The organism is Gluconobacter sp. Gdi (assembly GCF_014132155.1).
Lineage (GTDB): Bacteria > Pseudomonadota > Alphaproteobacteria > Acetobacterales > Acetobacteraceae > Gluconobacter.
This window is the reverse complement of the sequence record NZ_BLJQ01000002.1, coordinates 312,134-328,986: the sequence shown is the minus strand read 5'-3', so window position 1 is coordinate 328,986 and position 16,853 is coordinate 312,134. Positions and strand designations below refer to the sequence as shown.

The window sequence follows — 16,853 nt, the reverse complement described above, 5'->3', positions numbered from 1 at the left end:
TCTGTCAGAGGGCGGCGATGGCGCTTTCCGCTTCCGCAAGGATGCGAGGGCGATCATTGCCGCTATTGACTGCAAGGCCTTCCGCTTCGATGACCTTCACGTCCGTGACACCAAGGAAGCCGAGGACGGCCTTGAGATAGGCCACCTGATGCTCGAAGGCTGCCTGCGGCGTACCCTCCGAATAGATGCCCCCACGAGCAACAGCGAGAATGACGGTCTTACCGCCAGCAAGCCCTTCAACACCATCCGCACCATAGCGGAATGTCTGTCCGGCAATGGCAATGCGATCAATCCAGGCTTTAAGCTGGCTTGGAATGCCGAAGTTATACATCGGCACACCGAGTACGAGAATGTCGGCCTCTTTAAAATCGGAGAGAGCTTTCGCGCCCGCTACCAGATCCTTGTTGGAGGCAGCGTCTTCCGTAAGGTCCTTGCCCAGAAAAGACAGAGCTTCGCCGTCCAGGTGAGGAAGCGGGTTCACCGCCAGATCAAGGGGCGTAACCTCCAGATCCGGATGCTTCTGACGGTAGCGGTCCACAATCGCCACACTCAGCTGGCGGGTTGCGGAATATCCGCCAAGAATGCTGGAATCGATATGCAGCAGTTTCATTGGAGTTTCTTTCGGTTCCTGATCGTAACTAGCACATGATAAGAAACCTTTTCTGCACCTCCGCAAGACGGCACATTCAGGGATCATAGGCACATGGATGTTAGTACCCTTCCCCCTCCGGAAGCTCATGAAAGCGACACATGCGCTGTTGTCCGTGCCATTCTGGCGCGTATTGGAGACAAGTGGAGCATCTTGATCGTGCGGATGCTGGGAGACGGCTCCATGCGCTTTAGTGAACTCCGACGATCCATCGAAGGCATTTCGCAACGCATGCTTACGCTGACCCTGCGAAATCTGGAACGCGATGGACTGGTCGCCCGAACCGTCACCCCCACTACTCCGCCCCGCGTGGATTACGAATTGACGGATCTTGGCCACTCCCTGCAAAGCATCACAGAAGCCTTTGGGCGCTGGGCTGTCACACACCGGGATCAGATTGAAAATGCCCGCCTCCGTTTTGACGCACGCCAATAATCCCTTAGGTTGCGCCCAATAGTTTCTGACGGTCAGGCACGGATTATGACGACTTCTCCCCGCATCGGTATTGCTGGCATCACTGGACGTCTGGGCGCTCTCTGCGCCGAAGAAGCGGGAGACTCCCTGGCTGGCGGGCTGTCCCGTCACGCAGATGCAGCACGCAGCATCACCACTAACCCGGCAGAATTAGCAACACGCTGCGACGTCATTATCGACGTCAGCCACGCTTCAACCGTAGCAGCCCACGCAGAGGCCTTCACGGCTACGAAATGCTCTTGGGTTCTGGGAACAACCGGTCTGGACGCTACGGCACAAGCTGCCGTGGGCGAGGCTGCGAAACATATTCCGGTTTTACAGGCTGCCAACTTCTCCCCGGCCCTAACGCTCTTTCTGGAGCTCGCGAAGCAGCTTGGCGCAGGGCTGCCAGGTTATGATGCGGAGATTGTAGAGATTCATCACCGGCAGAAAGTTGATGCACCGTCCGGCACCGCTCTGGCCATTGGACGCGCAGTTGCAGAAGGACGAAACGTAGCGTTCGAGGATGTTGCTCGCCTGGATCAGAACGGCCCGCGACCGGATAAAGCTATTGGGTTTGCCTCACTGCGGGGAGGGCAGATTGTGGGTGAGCACGATCTTCTCTTCATGGCAGCCGACGAGCAGATCACTTTGTCTCATCGTGCGCTGGATCGACGGGTTTTCGCCCGCGGTGCACTGATGGCTGCACGCTGGCTGGCCCATCAGCCTCCTGGCCTTTACGGCATGGCAGATGTTCTTCGTCGGAAAGACTGATCTTTCCGACGAAGAACCAGGTGGTCAGCCGCCCGAGATTTCGAGGTTCACACCCGTCATAAAGCTGGAGTCGTCGCCCAGAAGGAACGCCACCACGCCTGGGATTTCGCTGATATCGCCATAACGGCGCATCGGCACACTACCGATCATCTGCTTGGAAACTTCTTCAGGATTGGTGGAGAAGTACTGCGTGTTGGCCTTGGCCTGCAGCTCCACCTGTCGATCCCACATGAAACCAGGGCCCATATAACCAGGGCTGATGGCGTTAACGCGGATGTTGTAGGGCGCCAGATCTTGGGCTGCAGTTTCCGTCAGGGCGATGATGGCACCTTTGGATGCCCCGTAAGCCGCCATGTTCGGCGGTCCTTTTACACCTGCCATGCTGGCAGTATTCACGATGCTACCGTAACCGTTCTCGATCATGTGCCGTGAGACAGCCTTCAGCACATGGAAGGCGCCTGTGACATTGATGCTCAGAACACGCGGGAAATCTTCGGACGGATAATCCTGAACCGGGGCAAAGGCACCCTGATACCCGGCGTTGTTGAAGAGGAAATCGATTTTTCCAAACTCTTCGACAACGCGGCCGACGACATCAATTACTGACTGCTCGGATGTGACGTCACAGACATAGGACGCAGCTTTCACGCCCTTCTCCCGCACAGCGGCTTCTGCCTTGGCCAGAGCGTCCGGATTCATGTCGAGCAGAGCAATTTCCGTGCCCATTTCTGCCAACCGGAGTGCAGTCGCAAGGCCAATATTGCCCCCAGCGCCCGTAACGAGACAAACTTTACCGCTAAAGAAACTTACGACGTATGCCATTGGTGCCTCATGAAAATACGGTGCTTTCACCTGCGGCCCACAATATCGAGATCGAAGGCGGTCGTCTCCCCCTGATTTCGCACCATGAGAAAACGTGAATACCCCTGTTGGTTTTCCTGATTTTCCAAGGACTTCTCTTTGGATTTCACAGAAAAAATGTCCAAGTTTTCCTAAGCCCCTTGACCCCTGCGTTCAATTCCGCCAAGCCGTGCCTCTCCTGAATGCTGCATCCGTTCGTCATGACGCCTGCAGCCCTTTTCACCACTCATTCCCTGCGAGGTCCCTGAGTGCGCAATCACGGCGATTTCCTGTTCACCTCTGAATCTGTTTCCGAGGGCCATCCCGATAAGGTGGCAGACCGTATCTCCGACACAGTTCTGGACGCTTATCTTGAAGCCGATCCGGAAGCCCGCGTTGCCTGTGAAACGCTGGTCACCACGAACCGTGTCATTCTGGCCGGTGAAGTCCGTGGCCCCGAGGCCGTCGAAGACACGCTGATCGACCGCGTCCGTGAGGCCATCAAGGACATCGGCTACGACCAGGCTGGCTTCTCCTGGAAGACGGCTGACATCACGTCTTACCTTCACGCACAGTCTGCTGACATCGCCCAGGGCGTGGACAGTGGCAGCGACAAGGACGAAGGCGCTGGCGATCAGGGCATCATGTTTGGCTTCGCCACGCGCGAAACCGAAAACCTGATGCCGGCTCCGCTATTCTACGCCCAGACAATCCTTGAGCGTATCCGCGACTACCGCAAGAACGGCGACGCCCGTGGCGCTGGCCTTCTTCCGGATGCGAAGAGCCAGGTCACGCTGCGTTATGTCGATGGCAAGCCGGTTGGCGTCACGTCTGTCGTGATTTCCACGCAGCACGCTGAAGGCATGAGCCAGAACACGATCCGCGAAACGCTTCGCGGTGTGGTCAATGACGTTCTGCCGAATGGCTGGAGCTGCCCGGAAGACGAGTTCTATGTGAACCCGACCGGCAACTTCGTCATCGGTGGCCCGGATGGCGATGCTGGCCTGACCGGCCGTAAGATCATTGTGGACACCTACGGCGGTGCAGCCCCTCATGGTGGTGGCGCATTCTCCGGCAAGGACCCCACGAAGGTTGACCGTTCGGCTGCTTATGCTGCGCGTTACCTTGCCAAGAACGTTGTGGCTGCTGGCCTTGCAGATCGCTGCACGATCCAGCTCAGCTATGCGATTGGCGTCTCCAAGCCGCTTTCAGTCTATGTGGACCTCGATGGCACAGGCAAGGACATCGACGAAGCACGCCTTGGCCTGCTCCTCAATGAAGTTGTGGATCTGTCCCCGCGCGGCATCCGCAAGCACCTGCGCCTGAACCGCCCGATCTATGTTCCGACGTCTGCCTATGGTCACTTCGGTCGTGTGCCGAATGAGGCTCTGGACAACTTCACGTGGGAAAAGACAGATCTGGTCGACACCCTCCGTAACGCACTGAACAGGTAAGACCCTGACACAGTCTCTTAAACCCCAGCCGGAGCGGCTGTACGGCCGCCAGCGCGGCCATCCGCTCCGGGCCAGACAGCAGCGCCTTCTCGAAGACGTGCTGCCGCGCTTTACATTTGCGTCTGCTGAAAATCCGACAGCCGGATTTTCCACGCCTGTATCGCGCGTTTTTCTCGAAATCGGATTTGGTGGCGGCGAGCATGCCGCTGCCCAGTCTGAAATGAACCCGGATGTCGGGTACATTGCTTCTGAAGTTTTCGAGAACGGCCTGTGCTCGCTTATGTCGCGTCTTGTCCCAGAAGGACAGGACGAGACAGCCGAGCCTCCGCCTCATTTCCGGATCTGGCCAGAAGACGCTCGGCAACTCCTGAAGGATATGCCGGACAGTTGCCTGGATCGGGCTTATCTGATGTTTCCGGATCCATGGCCCAAGTCACGCCATGCGAAGCGCCGCTTCATCCACCCGGAAAACCTCAAGGAGGTTCACCGCGTTCTGAAACCCGGAGCAATCTGGCGCGTCGCCAGCGATCATCCGGTCTATCAGGAATGGGTGACGGAAGTGATGGGCAAACAGGATCTGTTTGATGCACCGCCTCCGGAAACGGAACGTCCTGAAGGATGGTCCCCAACCCGATATGAGGCCAAAGCCTTCCGGGAAGGTCGACAGCCTTTCTACTGGACATTTACCCGGCGCCCTTGAGGCGCCGTCCCTTTATCTGACTACAGTGAGTTCCTGACATCATGACCCAGATCGAACGCGAAGAAATGGAATTCGATGTCGTGGTGGTCGGTGGTGGCCCCGCCGGTCTGTCCGCGGCAATTCGCCTGCGACAGGTGGCTCCCGATGCCTCAGTCTGTTTGATTGAGAAAGGGAGCGAGATCGGTGCACACATTGTCTCAGGTGCGGTCATTGAGCCTCGCTCTCTTGAGGAACTCCTGCCAGACTGGCGCTCACTCGGTGCGCCCCTGAACACGGAAGTCACGGAAGAGCGCATGCTTTTCCTGACGGAAAAGCGCGCCATTCAGATTCCCTATCTGGATCGTGTCATGCCCCATATGGCGAACCACGGAAATTATGTGGTGTCTCTGGGGGAAGTCTGTCGCTGGCTGGGTGAAAAGGCAGAAGCGCTTGGCGTTGAGATCTACCCCGGTTTTGCGGGCGCTGAACTGTTCATTGAGAACAATCGCGTTGCTGGCGTCATTACGGGCGACATGGGCATCGAACGCGATGGCACGCATGGTTCCAACTTCACGCCCGGCATGATCCTGCGTGCCAAACAGACAATCCTGACCGAAGGCGCACGCGGATCCCTGAGCGCTCATGCCATGAAGCGTTTTGGCCTACGCAAGGATGTCGATACCCAGACTTACGGCCTTGGCATCAAGGAAGTCTGGGAGATCCCGAAGGAAAAGCATCGTCCCGGCCTCGTCCAGCACAGCTTTGGCTGGCCACTGGACGACCACACCTACGGTGGCGCATGGCTCTATCATTTCGGGGAAAATCTGGTCAGCTACGGTTTCGTGACCGGCCTCGACTACAGCAACACCTACCTCTCCCCCTTTGAGGAAATGCAGCGTACGAAGCTGCACCCGGCATTCCGGGAACATTTTGAAGGTGGAAAGCGCCTGATCTACGGCGCCCGTGCGCTCTCGGAAGGTGGGCTTCAGTCCATTCCCCGCCTGACATTCCCCGGCGGTGTTCTGGCTGGCGATTCGGCAGGCTTCCTGAATGTTCCTAAAATCAAGGGAACGCACACAGCAATGAAGTCCGGCATGCTGGCCGCCGAGGCTGTAGCCGAAGCGCTCCAGACCGAGCGTACTGAAGCTTCAAGCCTGACAGAGCGCGTCCGCAATTCCTGGCTCTGGTCCGAATTGCGCGATGTCCGCAATATCCGTCCGGCTTTCGCCAAGTGGGGCATGAAGGCTGGCGCGCTCTATGCTGGCATCGACAGCATGATTCTGCGCGGCCGCGCACCTTGGACGCTACATCATCCGCACGCAGACAATGAGACTTTACGTCCAGCGGCGCTGTGCGAGCAGATCGACTATCCGAAGCCAGACAATGTCCTGACCTTTGATCGTGTTAGCTCGGTTTTCCTAAGTGCGACAAATCACGAAGAAAACCAGCCTGTCCATCTGAAGCTGCGTAACGAAGCCATCTGGCGCACCGTCAATCATGACGTGTTTGACGCACCGGAAAGCCGTTACTGCCCCGCAGGTGTGTATGAGCAGGAAAAGAGTGGAGACAATGACTGGTCGCTGCGCATCAATGCGCAGAACTGCGTCCATTGCAAAACCTGCGATATCAAGGACCCCACGCAGAATATTGAATGGTGCACGCCAGAAGGCAGTGGCGGCCCAAACTACCCTGTCGGGATGTAAATCCTCTAAACAGACGGGCCGCTTCCTGACCGGAATGTGACTTCCTGATCCATTTCCGCTACGGTGGCGGCCGTTTTTCCAGCGGCGTCAGCAGCGAAAGATCACGATGAAAATTCTGGTCCCAGTCAAAAGGGTGGTCGATTACAACGTCAAGGTACGTGTAGCGGCCGATGGTAGTGGTGTCGAAACGCAGGGACTGAAAATGTCCCTGAATCCGTTCGATGAAATTGCGGTGGAAGAAGCCATCCGCCTACGCGAAAAAGGCGTGGCAACCGAAGTGGTTGTGGTGACCATTGGTGTTCAAGCAGCGCAGGACATTCTGCGTACCTCAATGGCCATGGGTGCAGACCGGGCCATTCTGGTCAAAACAGATGACACCCTTGAGCCTCGCGCCGTCGCCAATGCGCTGAAAGCCATTGTCGAACGTGAACAGCCGGGTCTTGTCTGCATGGGCAAGCAGGCCATTGATGATGACATGAACGCAACCGGCCAGATTCTGGCTGCAAAGCTCGGCTGGCCTCAAGGCACGTTCGCTAGTGCAGTCACTGTGGCGGACGGTCGTATTGAAGTCGCTCGTGAGATCGACGGTGGTACGGAAGTTGTCTCCCTGATGCTTCCCGCCGTGGTGACGGCCGATCTGCGCCTAAACGAGCCGCGCTATGCGTCCCTCCCGAACATCATGAAAGCTCGCAAGAAGCCACTTGAAACGCTTGAGGCTGCCGATCTCGGTGTTGATTTGGCCTCCCGCCTGACCGTCATATCTGTCGCAGAGCCGGCAGAACGTAAGGAAGGTATCAAGCTTGAGAGCGCGGCCGAACTGGTCGAAAAGCTCAAGACAGAAGCGAAGGTGATCTGATGACCGCTCTTGTTCTGCTCGAAGTCGAGAATGGTGAAGTTCGTCAGGCGTCACGTTCAGCCCTGACAGCCGCCGCACGCTTTGGCGATGTAGACGCCATCGTTTTTGGTGAAGGTGCCAGCGCAGCCGCAGCCCTTCCTGGGGTAAAGCGGGTTCTGTCCGTGCCAGCTCTGGCCACGGATCTGGCGGAGCCTGCCGCCGACCTGCTGGCGTCCATTGCAAAGGACTACAGCCACATCGTGGCGTCTGCCTCAGCAAGCGGAAAGAATATTCTGCCGCGCCTGGCGGGCCTGCTTGACGTACAACCTGTGCCGGATGTTGTGGAGATCAAGGACGCCGAGACGTTCGTGCGTCCCATCTACGCGGGCAATGCACTGGCAACGGTTCGTTCTGCCGATAGCATCAAGGTTCTGACCATTCGCAGTTCCAGCTTTGATCCTGCTCCAAAGGATGGCGGTTCTGCAGCAGTCGAAACACTGGAAGCCCCAACCAGCGAAAAGTCAGTTTTCGTGAAGGTTGAGTTGTCAGCGTCCGATCGTCCGGAACTGGAATCCGCCCGGGTGGTTATTTCAGGCGGTAAAGGCATGAAGGATGCAGCCAACTTCAAGCTGCTTGAGCCAATTGCCGACAAGCTGAATGCCGCAATTGGTGCGTCCCGTTCGGCGGTGGACTCTGGTTTTGCTCCGAACGAAATGCAGGTCGGGCAGACCGGCAAGATCGTGGCACCAGAACTCTACATCGCTGTCGGGCTGTCTGGCGCAATCCAGCATCTGGCTGGCATGAAGGACAGCCGCGTGATCGTGGCCATCAACACAGACCCGGAAGCCCCGATCTTCCGCGTTGCCGATTATGGTATCGTGGGCGACCTGTTTGAAGTGCTTCCGGCACTCGAAAAAGCTCTCTAACACGTCTTTGCAGGTGACCATTATGACAGGTCACCTGCAATTTTCCTGACATAGCCTACCCAAGGCTTAAGTTGCGGAACGTCTGCCGTATGGCACTCTCCGGCCATGGAGAGACCGCAATGAAATACCGTCAGATCTTCCAAAAAATTCTAGCTGCGCTGCCCCCAATTATGGGTGTGCTATTTATCCATACCGCGCTCGGTGCAGCTTACATTGTTCCATCAGCGTCGATGGAACCGACCCTGAGGATCGGTGACGAAATTATTGTTTCTGCACCCTCTTATGGCCTGAGCACAGCATCCCTACCCTTTGGCTCCTCATTCGCCCAAGTTACGCAAAGACGCATCTTTGGTCACTTGCCGCACCGGGGCGACATTGTTGTCTTTAGAGCCCCTGCAAATCTTCATGAAACATGGGTCAAACGCGTCATCGGCCTGCCCGGAGACAGAATTGCACTAACAAACGGCCGAATTGTATTGAATGGGAAAATATTGCCTTGGAAAGACGAGGGCTCTGATCAGGAAGATCGTGCTCAAGCGCATTCCGGTGAACGTTATGAAGAAACGATTCCTGACGGAGTACGCCATGACATCATCAAATTGGCCGCCCATGGGCCACTTGATAACATCCCCGAATTTGCGGTCCCGGCAGAAAGATTGTTCGTCATGGGGGACAACCGGGATAATTCAGCTGACTCTCGTGTTCCCGTAACAGAAGGTGGTGTAGGGCTGCTTCCAGTCTGGAATCTTCAGGGTCACGCAATCACTGTTCTATTCTCGTGGAGAAGCATCAAGAGAATATTGCTTTCCATCTGATTTTTCACTCCATCCTCTTGCCACGAAAGCAAATTCCCGGTAGGAGAAGCGCCGTCGGCCGGAGTGTAGCTCAGCCTGGTAGAGCACTGTGTTCGGGACGCAGGGGCCGGAGGTTCGAATCCTCTCACTCCGACCAGCCGATAAGCGGATTATCAGAAAAATCTGATCAGAGCGTAGTTACTTGACGCTCTAACCGTGTCGTAATTTCATATACAAAAATCATAGCCCGAACAGTTCTCGGGAGGTTTGCTATGCGTCAACGCCCCGCTGCCCGATTACTGGTTCTGGATCAGCAGGATCGCGTCCTTCTCTTCAGGTTTTTTCACTCCTCAGGCGCATTGGCTGGGCGAAGTTACTGGTCCACCCCCGGCGGAAGCCTGAAGGATGGAGAAAATTTTGTTCAGGCGGCAAAACGCGAACTGCACGAAGAAACAGGATTAAACGCGCCCTTTCTCAGCTCTGAGATTGGTCAGAGAACATTCGCCTTAACGCTCGCCAATGGTGAAACTGTTTTAGCTGACGAGCGCTTTTTTGCCCTTCGTGCACCAGAGACCACGCTCTCCTCTTCCGGCTGGACGCCCAACGAAAAGAACGTTCTCAAGGGCCATCACTGGTGGTCTAGACGTGAGCTGGAACAGACGACCGAAATCATTTTCCCGGAACGTCTGCTCGAGCTCCTAACCACGGCGATGTCAGGCCACCTCCCCTGATTTCAAAGCGGTTTCAGCCCGACAAAGGGATGCAAAGGTTGGTTCGGCTGACATTCCGCTAGAATTTCCGGAGTCTGAAGGCCGTGAATATGCGTGTACAAGGCCTGCCGCGCATTAAGAATTCTGCCAGCCTCTTTATCGCGAACATCGCCGGGTTGCCCGAGCAGAGCGCCGGCATATTCGACTTCACGCTGCATCTCCGCGTCAGGAAGAGCAGACAATGGCACGAACTGAACAGGCAAACTCAACTGTTGCGTCTTTGAACGGCTGGCATCTGCGGCAATGCCAATGACAGGCACAGTTGTCAGCGCAGACACAGAGAATGAGCCAGACTGCGTCAGACTACCGTTTAGCTGCATTGTCACTGGCCCGGAAACAAGCGCAACAACCGGGTCCAACGTGTGTTGCGAACATTGTAAAGCACGCACGTTCCCATCAAAGCGATGAGCCTGCTCTGCGGACCAATCCTGAACCTCGGAAACACTGACGACACCGGCTTTGGCCAGATCCTTCTGAACACCGGCCAGTGCTGCACTCACCGAAGTCTGTTCATTAGAACCAAAGACACAGCCTGAAAGCAGCAACCATACAGGCAAAAAATATATCGGCTTCATGCTGCGCTCATTTCCGCAACAAGGGCCTGTACGTCTTCGGATTTTGGCGAAAGACCTCGCACCGTGAGCCAGTTCTGTCTGCTAACGAGCCCATAGGCCTCATCACAAATCTTCAGGAACGTATTCCACGGCATGAAGGTCCGGCTGCCCCACGTATTGAAAAATACACCATCAGGTGCGTACCCCGTCAGGGCGATAGCATGCCCTCCGACAAAAACGTGGTCCTGCACAGCATCCCAATCCCAATCGGTACCTAATGGAAGACTCATGAACCCGCGCGGAACCTGCACCCCTGCCAAAACGCCGCCCAGATAGGAAATACCGCGTTTGATGCCGCTCACTGAATGGGAATCAATAATACCGTAAGCCGTCAGATAATCTCGTGTCTGTCCCGGACGAATAAATCCGTTGCTCTTCCAGTATTTCAGCTGCTCCAGCAAAATCGTGCCATTATCATTTTGACCCGTTACCGGATTAAATCCCGTGACAGCGCCATAGTTCTGGAGAACCTGTTCGCTAGAAAGCAACACCAGCCCCTGGGCCACTTTTGTCCAGGTTGCTGTCAAAGCCGCATGAGCTGCAAAAGCACAGCATCCGAACTGATCATTGCCCCACATCTGATAGGGCACCCCCTGGGACCAGTCCTGGTGCTCTGGAACTTCGGGAACCCGCGCCGTCAGAACGGGCGAAAGCCGATAGGTTCGTACATCATGACGCGGAGGCAACTTGCCCAGTCTACGCTCAATCATTCATCAACACTCCACGAACAGAGAATGAAGAAACCAGAGCGGCATGCCGTATTTGCAGGGAGTTCTTCGTTCTGATCGAAGCAAAGCCAAGGCACATGCCAAAACGCTCCGAAAAAAATGAAAGCCACTCCCGTAGAGGAGTGGCTTTCATCAACGCCTTATCAAAAAATCTCAGGTCTTTTTAACCTGAGCCTCTGACAATCAGGCTCTGACGTCATACGCCAGAGAGGCCGGCCACGAAGCTTGGGCAAAAACCTGCGCGTAATCATGGACTTCTGTCAGAAATGTCCGATCACCGTCCAGAACCAGACGAACCGTCGGTGCCAGCGTACCACCAATCCGGTAAGTATCCGGATTTTCCGCATTCTGACCGGCAGCCGGAATGGTATCGATAAAGGACTGAACATAGCCCTCTGCATCCACAAAGTGCGAATACGTCGAATACGGCTGCGAAGATGGATTACCGAGTACAAGCCCTGAGCTATTCAGGGGCTTGTATGGGCCAAAAATACCCTTCTCGGACACAAAGCCATAAACGCCATCAGGCCCCGTGCTCTTGCCCGTGTACGTGGAATGATGGCTGATCGTGAACAGATAGGTCAGACCGTCCTTGAAAACGAAATGGGGACGTTCGGTCTGATCGTTCACGCCAAGAGCCGTTACCAGAGCAGGCATCAGTTCCCACCGGGAATAATCCCCCTTGCGCCAGCCGGAGACACACCGGGCCAGACCGATCGCTGCTGCACCATATTGTGCGCCAGCATCCACCGCATATCCTGGCGGAACAGCACCCATTTCATCCGTGCCGATAACAAACTGGCCGCGCGCACCCGGGACGTTACCCTCAAACAGCGTATAAAGCTGGCCATCGCCCGGATTGATGAACGGCTGCGGATCACGGAAATCAAAGTATGGATCTTCAGACGCATTGGCGTAATGAACACCATCCGCCTTGAACATTTCCGTGCTCGTGGCGAAGCCCTCGAACCAGACACCCTTGTCGTCCGCATGGATAGTGCCGGAACTGACCGCCGGAACAGAATTGCCATCAGGCGCGCCGACGGACGTGTAGAACATGTCCACCTTATTCTCGGTGCCCTCACGCATCACCAGAGAACCGGACCATTCCCACGGGCGCAGATCGGCAGAGGTCTGGAACAGTCGGCCGCCCCAGGTCCACTCCACCCCATCGCGGCTATACCAGTACCCGATATAAGCGCGGTCATTGCGGGAGTGCCATTCGTCGTAAATCTTGGCGTTGGTCTTGTCGATCTTGTCCACGGCAAGCGACCACAGGACGAACCAGCCTTTGAACGTGACGGTACGCATGTGCATGTCACGCAGCGCTCCACTGTCCCAGATCATCACGTCATTGGACATAAGTGGAAACTGGTAATCGATCAGCGGCATGGTCGTCGTCGGATCGTCTGTACGAACCTTCAGCGCATCCGCAATCGTCCAGCGAGAAACAGGATATTTGGCAGGAACAGGACGCGAAAAATTGGCCTGCACCAGAGACTGGGAGGAAATAGCATTCATAATTTTACTGATCCATACTGAATAAGTATTTAAAAATTCCTGGCTCTCAGGAAAAAATTCCTAGTAATTCAGGAGCCAGAGTATTTTACGCTTTAGGAGAAACGCCCTTCTTCACACTTTCTCCACTTCCAGAAGCTGAAGTAACCTTGCCGACCTGCCGCTCGAGACGATTGGCAGCCCAACCAAAGTTCAGCCCCAGAAGGGTAATGACGCGGTAAATTCCGCCGAACCGTGATGTATTTTGTGGAGGAGGCAAGAAAACCGTTACCAGCTTGCAGCCAATAATCAGCAGAGCCACCCAAAGTTCATAGCGGGCCGGAATGTCAGCAAGCAGACCCGAAAGATCAAAACCCGAAATATCCACAGCCTGAAATCCTAATAGGCTCATAAAAAAAGAGGCTGCCCCTAATGGAGTCAGCCTCTTCTAAAAATCATTTTTTAATATTGATGATTGAGCCATCTGCTTAGCGATTTATGGCTCAATGCCACAGTTATATGAAAAACCTGGCCGCAACACAACCCTAAAAAACCATCTCTGCTCGCCAGAGAGTTGAAACCTTCCCCCCACATACCTAGTTTCGACATTCAGAAAGTCTCTTTCTCCCAAGAGACCGATAAGAGAGACGAAACTTCCATGACACGCTCAATGCGTTCTGCTCTGGCTCTGGCCGCCCTTCTCACCGCTACCCCGGCCCTCGCCGAACCGGGCGGCTGCATCAAGTATGGTGCTGCCGGTGCCGTAGGCGGACATCTGGCCAACCACCATGGTGTTATTGGCGCCGTTGGTGGGTGCGCCGCTGGCATGTATCGCCGCCATCTGTATCGCAAGGATCTGCGCGAAAAGGCTGCTCTGTGGGATAAAGAGCATCCAGCTGCCCCGAATACCGGTGGCTGGTGGCAGAGCCACCACGATGCGACGTCCGTGAACCAGAAGGCTCAGTGGTACGACGCAGAACACCCCGAGCCAGGCACGAATGCGCCAGCTCCTCAGGGGCCGCAGCACTAAAAACAAAAAAGGCCCGGCTGTTACCAGCCGGGCCTTTTTCATAAGTATCGAAACAGTCTCAAGCCACTCCAAACCCTCTTAGGGCTGTACGAGACAATGCCTCCAGAAGGTCAATCGACTCGTCTGAATCATTCAGACAGGGCACAAGCGCAAACTCTTCGCCGCCCGCTTCCATGAACTCTTCTCGAAGCTCATTCCCAATTTCATCCAGCGTTTCAATACAGTCCGCCATAAAGCCCGGCATGATAACTGCAATTTTCGTGATGCCCTGCTTCGGGAGAGCACTTACATAAGGGGCCGTATAAGGCTGAATCCATTCAAGCGGCCCGAAGCGCGACTGGAACGTCAGCGGCATCTGCTCTTCAGAAAGCCCTAACGGCTGACGCAAGGCAACGATCGTACGAACACATTCGTCCTGATACGAGTCGCCCTTTTCAATGCAGACTTTTGGCAATCCATGAAACGACGCCACAATTCGTTGTGGCTTGAAGGAAAGGCTTTCCAGCGTCTTCAACACAGATGTTTCCAACGCCCGCACAAAGGCCGGATGGTCTGGAAAAGACGGGACCGTCAGAACAGCTGGTTGCTTTCTCAGCCTCATCAATGCCCGGAAAAGCTGATCGTTAGCCGTGGCGGTCGTTGCTGAAGAGTATTGCGGATATAGCGGAATACTGACGATACGGTCACATCCTTGGTCCATCAGGCTTTCAACAGCCTGTGCAACAGAGGGGCGGCCATAGCGCATGCCCCACTCAACAGGGACACCGTCTGCTTTCAGACGAAGGCGAAGCTTTTCAGCCTGACGCTGGGTATAGACCCGCAATGGAGAGGCATTCTCGTCCCGATCCCAGATTCGTGCATAGTTTGCACCGCTGGCGAAAGGTCGTTTGGTGAGGATGATGCCCTGCAGGATGGGCTGCCAAATCAGCGGCGAACTTTCGATAACGCGCCGATCGGAGAGAAACTCACTCAGGTACCGACGCACCGCCAAATAGCTGGTGTCATCAGGTGTACCGAGATTGAGAAGCAGGATGCCTGTCCGTCCCTGAGGAGGAGAGGCATGACGTGGTTTTTTGAAAAGAAAGGCCATAGTACCCTTCAGTGTGAAACAGGGCTACAAATGGCGAAAGAGAAAAAACACCTTAACCGAGGGATACGCGTCCCTTTCGGGACGCTATCGTCGGCGCTTTACACGTGCATAGGAAAGACTCGGCTGCTCAACCCGACGGGAAGCATTGTAAAAGATCACCGCCATTACAGCACCGATCGATCCGATATACGGCATGAAAGTATTCATCAGAGCCATATTTGCCTCCTTGAACCCTCTGGGAAAGTTTTCCGTGGGCTCAATACTGAGAGTGATCATATCGCCGTCGGTATTCAAGAGAAAAATTCATCCAAACGTCAAAAAAATAACCTCCACTGAAAAATATCCTTTTTTATCATGATCCTAAGCCTTGAAGAATCGAGGTGAGCCCTTCTGGAAGGGCAACCCCAGCGCTCCGCCCACGTTTAGATCCTGACCAATCTGATTGATCGGGAAAGGATCTGATACAATGGCAACCCAAGACCCCGTCATCTACGTCGTCGCTGATGGTGAAAAGGCTCGTTTCCTTCGTCTGGAAGGCTCACAGCTCAGAACCATTGAAAACTTCGATATCCATAAGGGCTCAGACGCAGCCAAGGATGTAGGTTCGCTCAAGGCTGCTCATACAAGCCCCAAGGAGCAGCTCAAGACGCACTTCGCGAAAGATCTGGCGGCTCACATCAACAAGGCTGCACAGGATAGCAATGTCGAAGGGATCTTCCTTGTTGCGTCGGCTCAGTCTCTTCACGACATCCGTGAGAACCTGGACAAACCAACCTCCAAGAAGCTTTTCAAAAGCCTGACAAAAGATCTGACGAACACCCCGGATCATGAACTTCTGAAGCATCTGGACCGTCCGGAAACCGGCTGGTCAGAACTTGCATCAGTCTGAAATCTGATCGAACAGGCAGACCGCTCAGCGTGCTGATCGGCCTGCCACACAAGGCTTTTCCGTCCCAGTCGTCTGTGGCCACGACGAAGGAAAGTCACGTACATAACGAACGGCCAGAAGCGCAAAGCACTGAGCCTCAAGTGCGTCTCCGTCCCATCCAAGATCATCGACGGACCCGAGACATCCCAAACGTGAGCGCAAACGCTCCATCAAAACTGGATTGTGGCGTCCCCCTCCAGCGACAAACCACTTAGCGGGTTTGACTGGCATGGGTGTTCGAGCGATCGCTTCAACCGTAAACTCCAGCAGTGTCGCCGCGCCGTCTTCAGCAGAAAGCGTTTCAACGGCCTGCATGGCAGAAGCGTGAAAGCTCAAACGGTCCAACGACTTTGGCATTTCACGCTGAAAATACGGCATTGCCAGCAAGCTTTCTAAAGTAGCTCTGTCTACCATCCCTTTTTTCGCTAACGCGCCATCGACGTCACACGCAACGCCAGTATGTCGTTCTGCCCAGTCGTCCAGAAGAGCATTTCCCGGCCCGGTATCGCACGCCCAGACCTGACGCTGCCCCTCTGTATTCGGCCCGAGCAAGGTGACATTTGCCACGCCACCAATATTCAGAACAGCAACAGACTGCGTCTCACTTTCCAAAAGCGCGGCATGCAGGACTGGCACCAATGGCGCACCCTCACCACCACATTCCAGATCCCGTGCACGGAAATCATAAACAACCGGGACGCCACACTCCGCCTGAAGAAGCGCTCCATCACCAATCTGCCAGCTTCGCCCTTTTTCGGGCTGATGCAGGACAGTTTGCCCATGAAAACCAATGATATCAGGGCGAATATCTGGAGCCAGCGTCATAAGCTCCCGAACAGCATCCACATGCCGTAGCGTTACGTCCCGTTCGGCAGCCAGAATATCCGGATCATCTTCTGCCAGATGTGCAGCATGATCCAGCAAATGGCGCAGCCGAGCCCGCAAAGCAGAGTCGTAGGGAACCGTCACGGCTGGCCCATACTGAGCAATCCGCTCCCCATCCGTCTGCACCAGAGCCGCATCCACCCCATCAAGAGACGTGCCGCTCATGAGACCAATGGCCCACTGCATATTCTCGAAAGACATCAG

Annotated in this window: 19 protein-coding genes and 1 tRNA gene; 12 read left to right on the top strand and 8 right to left on the bottom strand. The window is 55.2% G+C overall.

The window, feature by feature from the left end; translation table 11 throughout:
- Window positions 1-4: 4 nt before the first annotated feature.
- Window positions 5-610, bottom strand: coding sequence for an FMN-dependent NADH-azoreductase (locus tag JN414_RS05370; RefSeq protein ID WP_202207019.1), 606 nt, complete (start codon window positions 608-610; stop codon window positions 5-7).
- 93 nt (window positions 611-703) lie between these two features.
- Here JN414_RS05370 and JN414_RS05365 point away from each other — a divergent pair, with 93 nt between their 5' ends.
- Together JN414_RS05365 and dapB are read left to right on the top strand one after the other, a co-directional pair.
- Window positions 704-1,084: a helix-turn-helix domain-containing protein gene (locus tag JN414_RS05365; RefSeq protein WP_202207018.1), complete on the top strand. Its 381-nt coding sequence runs from the start codon at window positions 704-706 to the stop codon at window positions 1,082-1,084.
- A 45-nt stretch (window positions 1,085-1,129) separates the two neighbouring features.
- Window positions 1,130-1,876 (top strand): 4-hydroxy-tetrahydrodipicolinate reductase, encoded by a 747-nt coding sequence (dapB, locus tag JN414_RS05360; protein ID WP_202207017.1) that lies wholly within the window; start codon window positions 1,130-1,132, stop codon window positions 1,874-1,876.
- A gap of 24 nt (window positions 1,877-1,900) precedes the next feature.
- Here the strand turns inward: dapB and JN414_RS05355 are convergent, their stop codons facing one another.
- Window positions 1,901-2,698: an SDR family NAD(P)-dependent oxidoreductase gene (locus JN414_RS05355; protein WP_202207016.1), complete on the bottom strand. Its 798-nt coding sequence runs from the start codon at window positions 2,696-2,698 to the stop codon at window positions 1,901-1,903.
- A 287-nt stretch (window positions 2,699-2,985) separates the two neighbouring features.
- On the opposite strand from JN414_RS05355, the gene metK reads away from it, so the two are divergent.
- The 8 genes from metK to JN414_RS05315 all read left to right on the top strand — a co-directional run bounded on the left by metK (window position 2,986) and on the right by JN414_RS05315 (window position 9,838).
- Entirely contained in the window at window positions 2,986-4,170 is a 1,185-nt protein-coding gene (gene metK / locus JN414_RS05350) for a methionine adenosyltransferase (protein WP_064275660.1), read from the top strand.
- 4 nt (window positions 4,171-4,174) lie between these two features.
- Window positions 4,175-4,870, top strand: coding sequence for a tRNA (guanosine(46)-N(7))-methyltransferase TrmB (locus tag JN414_RS05345; RefSeq protein ID WP_202207258.1), 696 nt, complete (start codon window positions 4,175-4,177; stop codon window positions 4,868-4,870).
- Window positions 4,871-4,911: 41 nt separating this feature from the next.
- The gene (locus tag JN414_RS05340; RefSeq protein WP_202207015.1) at window positions 4,912-6,552 is read left to right on the top strand and encodes an electron transfer flavoprotein-ubiquinone oxidoreductase; all 1,641 of its coding nucleotides are present in this window, start codon (window positions 4,912-4,914) and stop codon (window positions 6,550-6,552) included.
- Between the two features lie 106 nt (window positions 6,553-6,658).
- Window positions 6,659-7,408: an electron transfer flavoprotein subunit beta/FixA family protein gene (locus JN414_RS05335; protein WP_202207014.1), complete on the top strand. Its 750-nt coding sequence runs from the start codon at window positions 6,659-6,661 to the stop codon at window positions 7,406-7,408.
- Window positions 7,408-8,313, top strand: a complete 906-nt coding sequence (locus JN414_RS05330; protein WP_202207013.1) for an electron transfer flavoprotein subunit alpha/FixB family protein — start codon at window positions 7,408-7,410, stop codon at window positions 8,311-8,313. Before JN414_RS05335 ends, JN414_RS05330 begins: the two co-directional genes overlap by 1 nt.
- Window positions 8,314-8,432: 119 nt before the next feature.
- A complete protein-coding gene (gene lepB / locus JN414_RS05325; RefSeq protein WP_202207012.1) occupies window positions 8,433-9,128 on the top strand; it encodes a signal peptidase I in 696 nt (231 codons plus the stop codon).
- 59 nt (window positions 9,129-9,187) lie between these two features.
- Window positions 9,188-9,264: transfer RNA gene (locus JN414_RS05320), tRNA-Pro, on the top strand.
- 115 nt (window positions 9,265-9,379) lie between these two features.
- Window positions 9,380-9,838, top strand: a complete 459-nt coding sequence (locus JN414_RS05315; protein WP_202207011.1) for an NUDIX hydrolase — start codon at window positions 9,380-9,382, stop codon at window positions 9,836-9,838.
- 2 nt (window positions 9,839-9,840) lie between these two features.
- Here JN414_RS05315 and JN414_RS05310 read toward each other — a convergent pair whose 3' ends face one another.
- The 4 genes from JN414_RS05310 to JN414_RS05295 all read right to left on the bottom strand — a co-directional run bounded on the left by JN414_RS05310 (window position 9,841) and on the right by JN414_RS05295 (window position 13,128).
- Entirely contained in the window at window positions 9,841-10,377 is a 537-nt protein-coding gene (locus tag JN414_RS05310; RefSeq protein WP_237389887.1) for a hypothetical protein, read from the bottom strand.
- A 71-nt stretch (window positions 10,378-10,448) separates the two neighbouring features.
- On the bottom strand, window positions 10,449-11,201 hold the full coding sequence (locus tag JN414_RS05305; RefSeq protein WP_202207009.1) for a hypothetical protein: 753 nt from the start codon (window positions 11,199-11,201) through the stop codon (window positions 10,449-10,451).
- Between the two features lie 201 nt (window positions 11,202-11,402).
- On the bottom strand, window positions 11,403-12,740 hold the full coding sequence (locus tag JN414_RS05300; RefSeq protein WP_237389886.1) for a glycoside hydrolase family 68 protein: 1,338 nt from the start codon (window positions 12,738-12,740) through the stop codon (window positions 11,403-11,405).
- 85 nt (window positions 12,741-12,825) lie between these two features.
- On the bottom strand, window positions 12,826-13,128 hold the full coding sequence (locus JN414_RS05295) for a hypothetical protein (RefSeq protein WP_237389885.1): 303 nt from the start codon (window positions 13,126-13,128) through the stop codon (window positions 12,826-12,828).
- Between the two features lie 246 nt (window positions 13,129-13,374).
- Here JN414_RS05295 and JN414_RS05290 point away from each other — a divergent pair, with 246 nt between their 5' ends.
- The gene (locus tag JN414_RS05290) at window positions 13,375-13,746 is read left to right on the top strand and encodes a hypothetical protein (RefSeq protein ID WP_202207008.1); all 372 of its coding nucleotides are present in this window, start codon (window positions 13,375-13,377) and stop codon (window positions 13,744-13,746) included.
- A 58-nt stretch (window positions 13,747-13,804) separates the two neighbouring features.
- Here the strand turns inward: JN414_RS05290 and hemH are convergent, their stop codons facing one another.
- Window positions 13,805-14,836, bottom strand: coding sequence for a ferrochelatase (hemH, locus tag JN414_RS05285; RefSeq protein ID WP_202207007.1), 1,032 nt, complete (start codon window positions 14,834-14,836; stop codon window positions 13,805-13,807).
- Between the two features lie 466 nt (window positions 14,837-15,302).
- Here hemH and JN414_RS05280 point away from each other — a divergent pair, with 466 nt between their 5' ends.
- Window positions 15,303-15,725, top strand: a complete 423-nt coding sequence (locus tag JN414_RS05280) for a host attachment protein (protein WP_202207006.1) — start codon at window positions 15,303-15,305, stop codon at window positions 15,723-15,725.
- A gap of 24 nt (window positions 15,726-15,749) precedes the next feature.
- Here the strand turns inward: JN414_RS05280 and JN414_RS05275 are convergent, their stop codons facing one another.
- A complete protein-coding gene (locus JN414_RS05275) occupies window positions 15,750-16,850 on the bottom strand; it encodes an anhydro-N-acetylmuramic acid kinase (protein ID WP_237389884.1) in 1,101 nt (366 codons plus the stop codon).
- Between the last annotated feature and the right edge of the window lie 3 nt (window positions 16,851-16,853).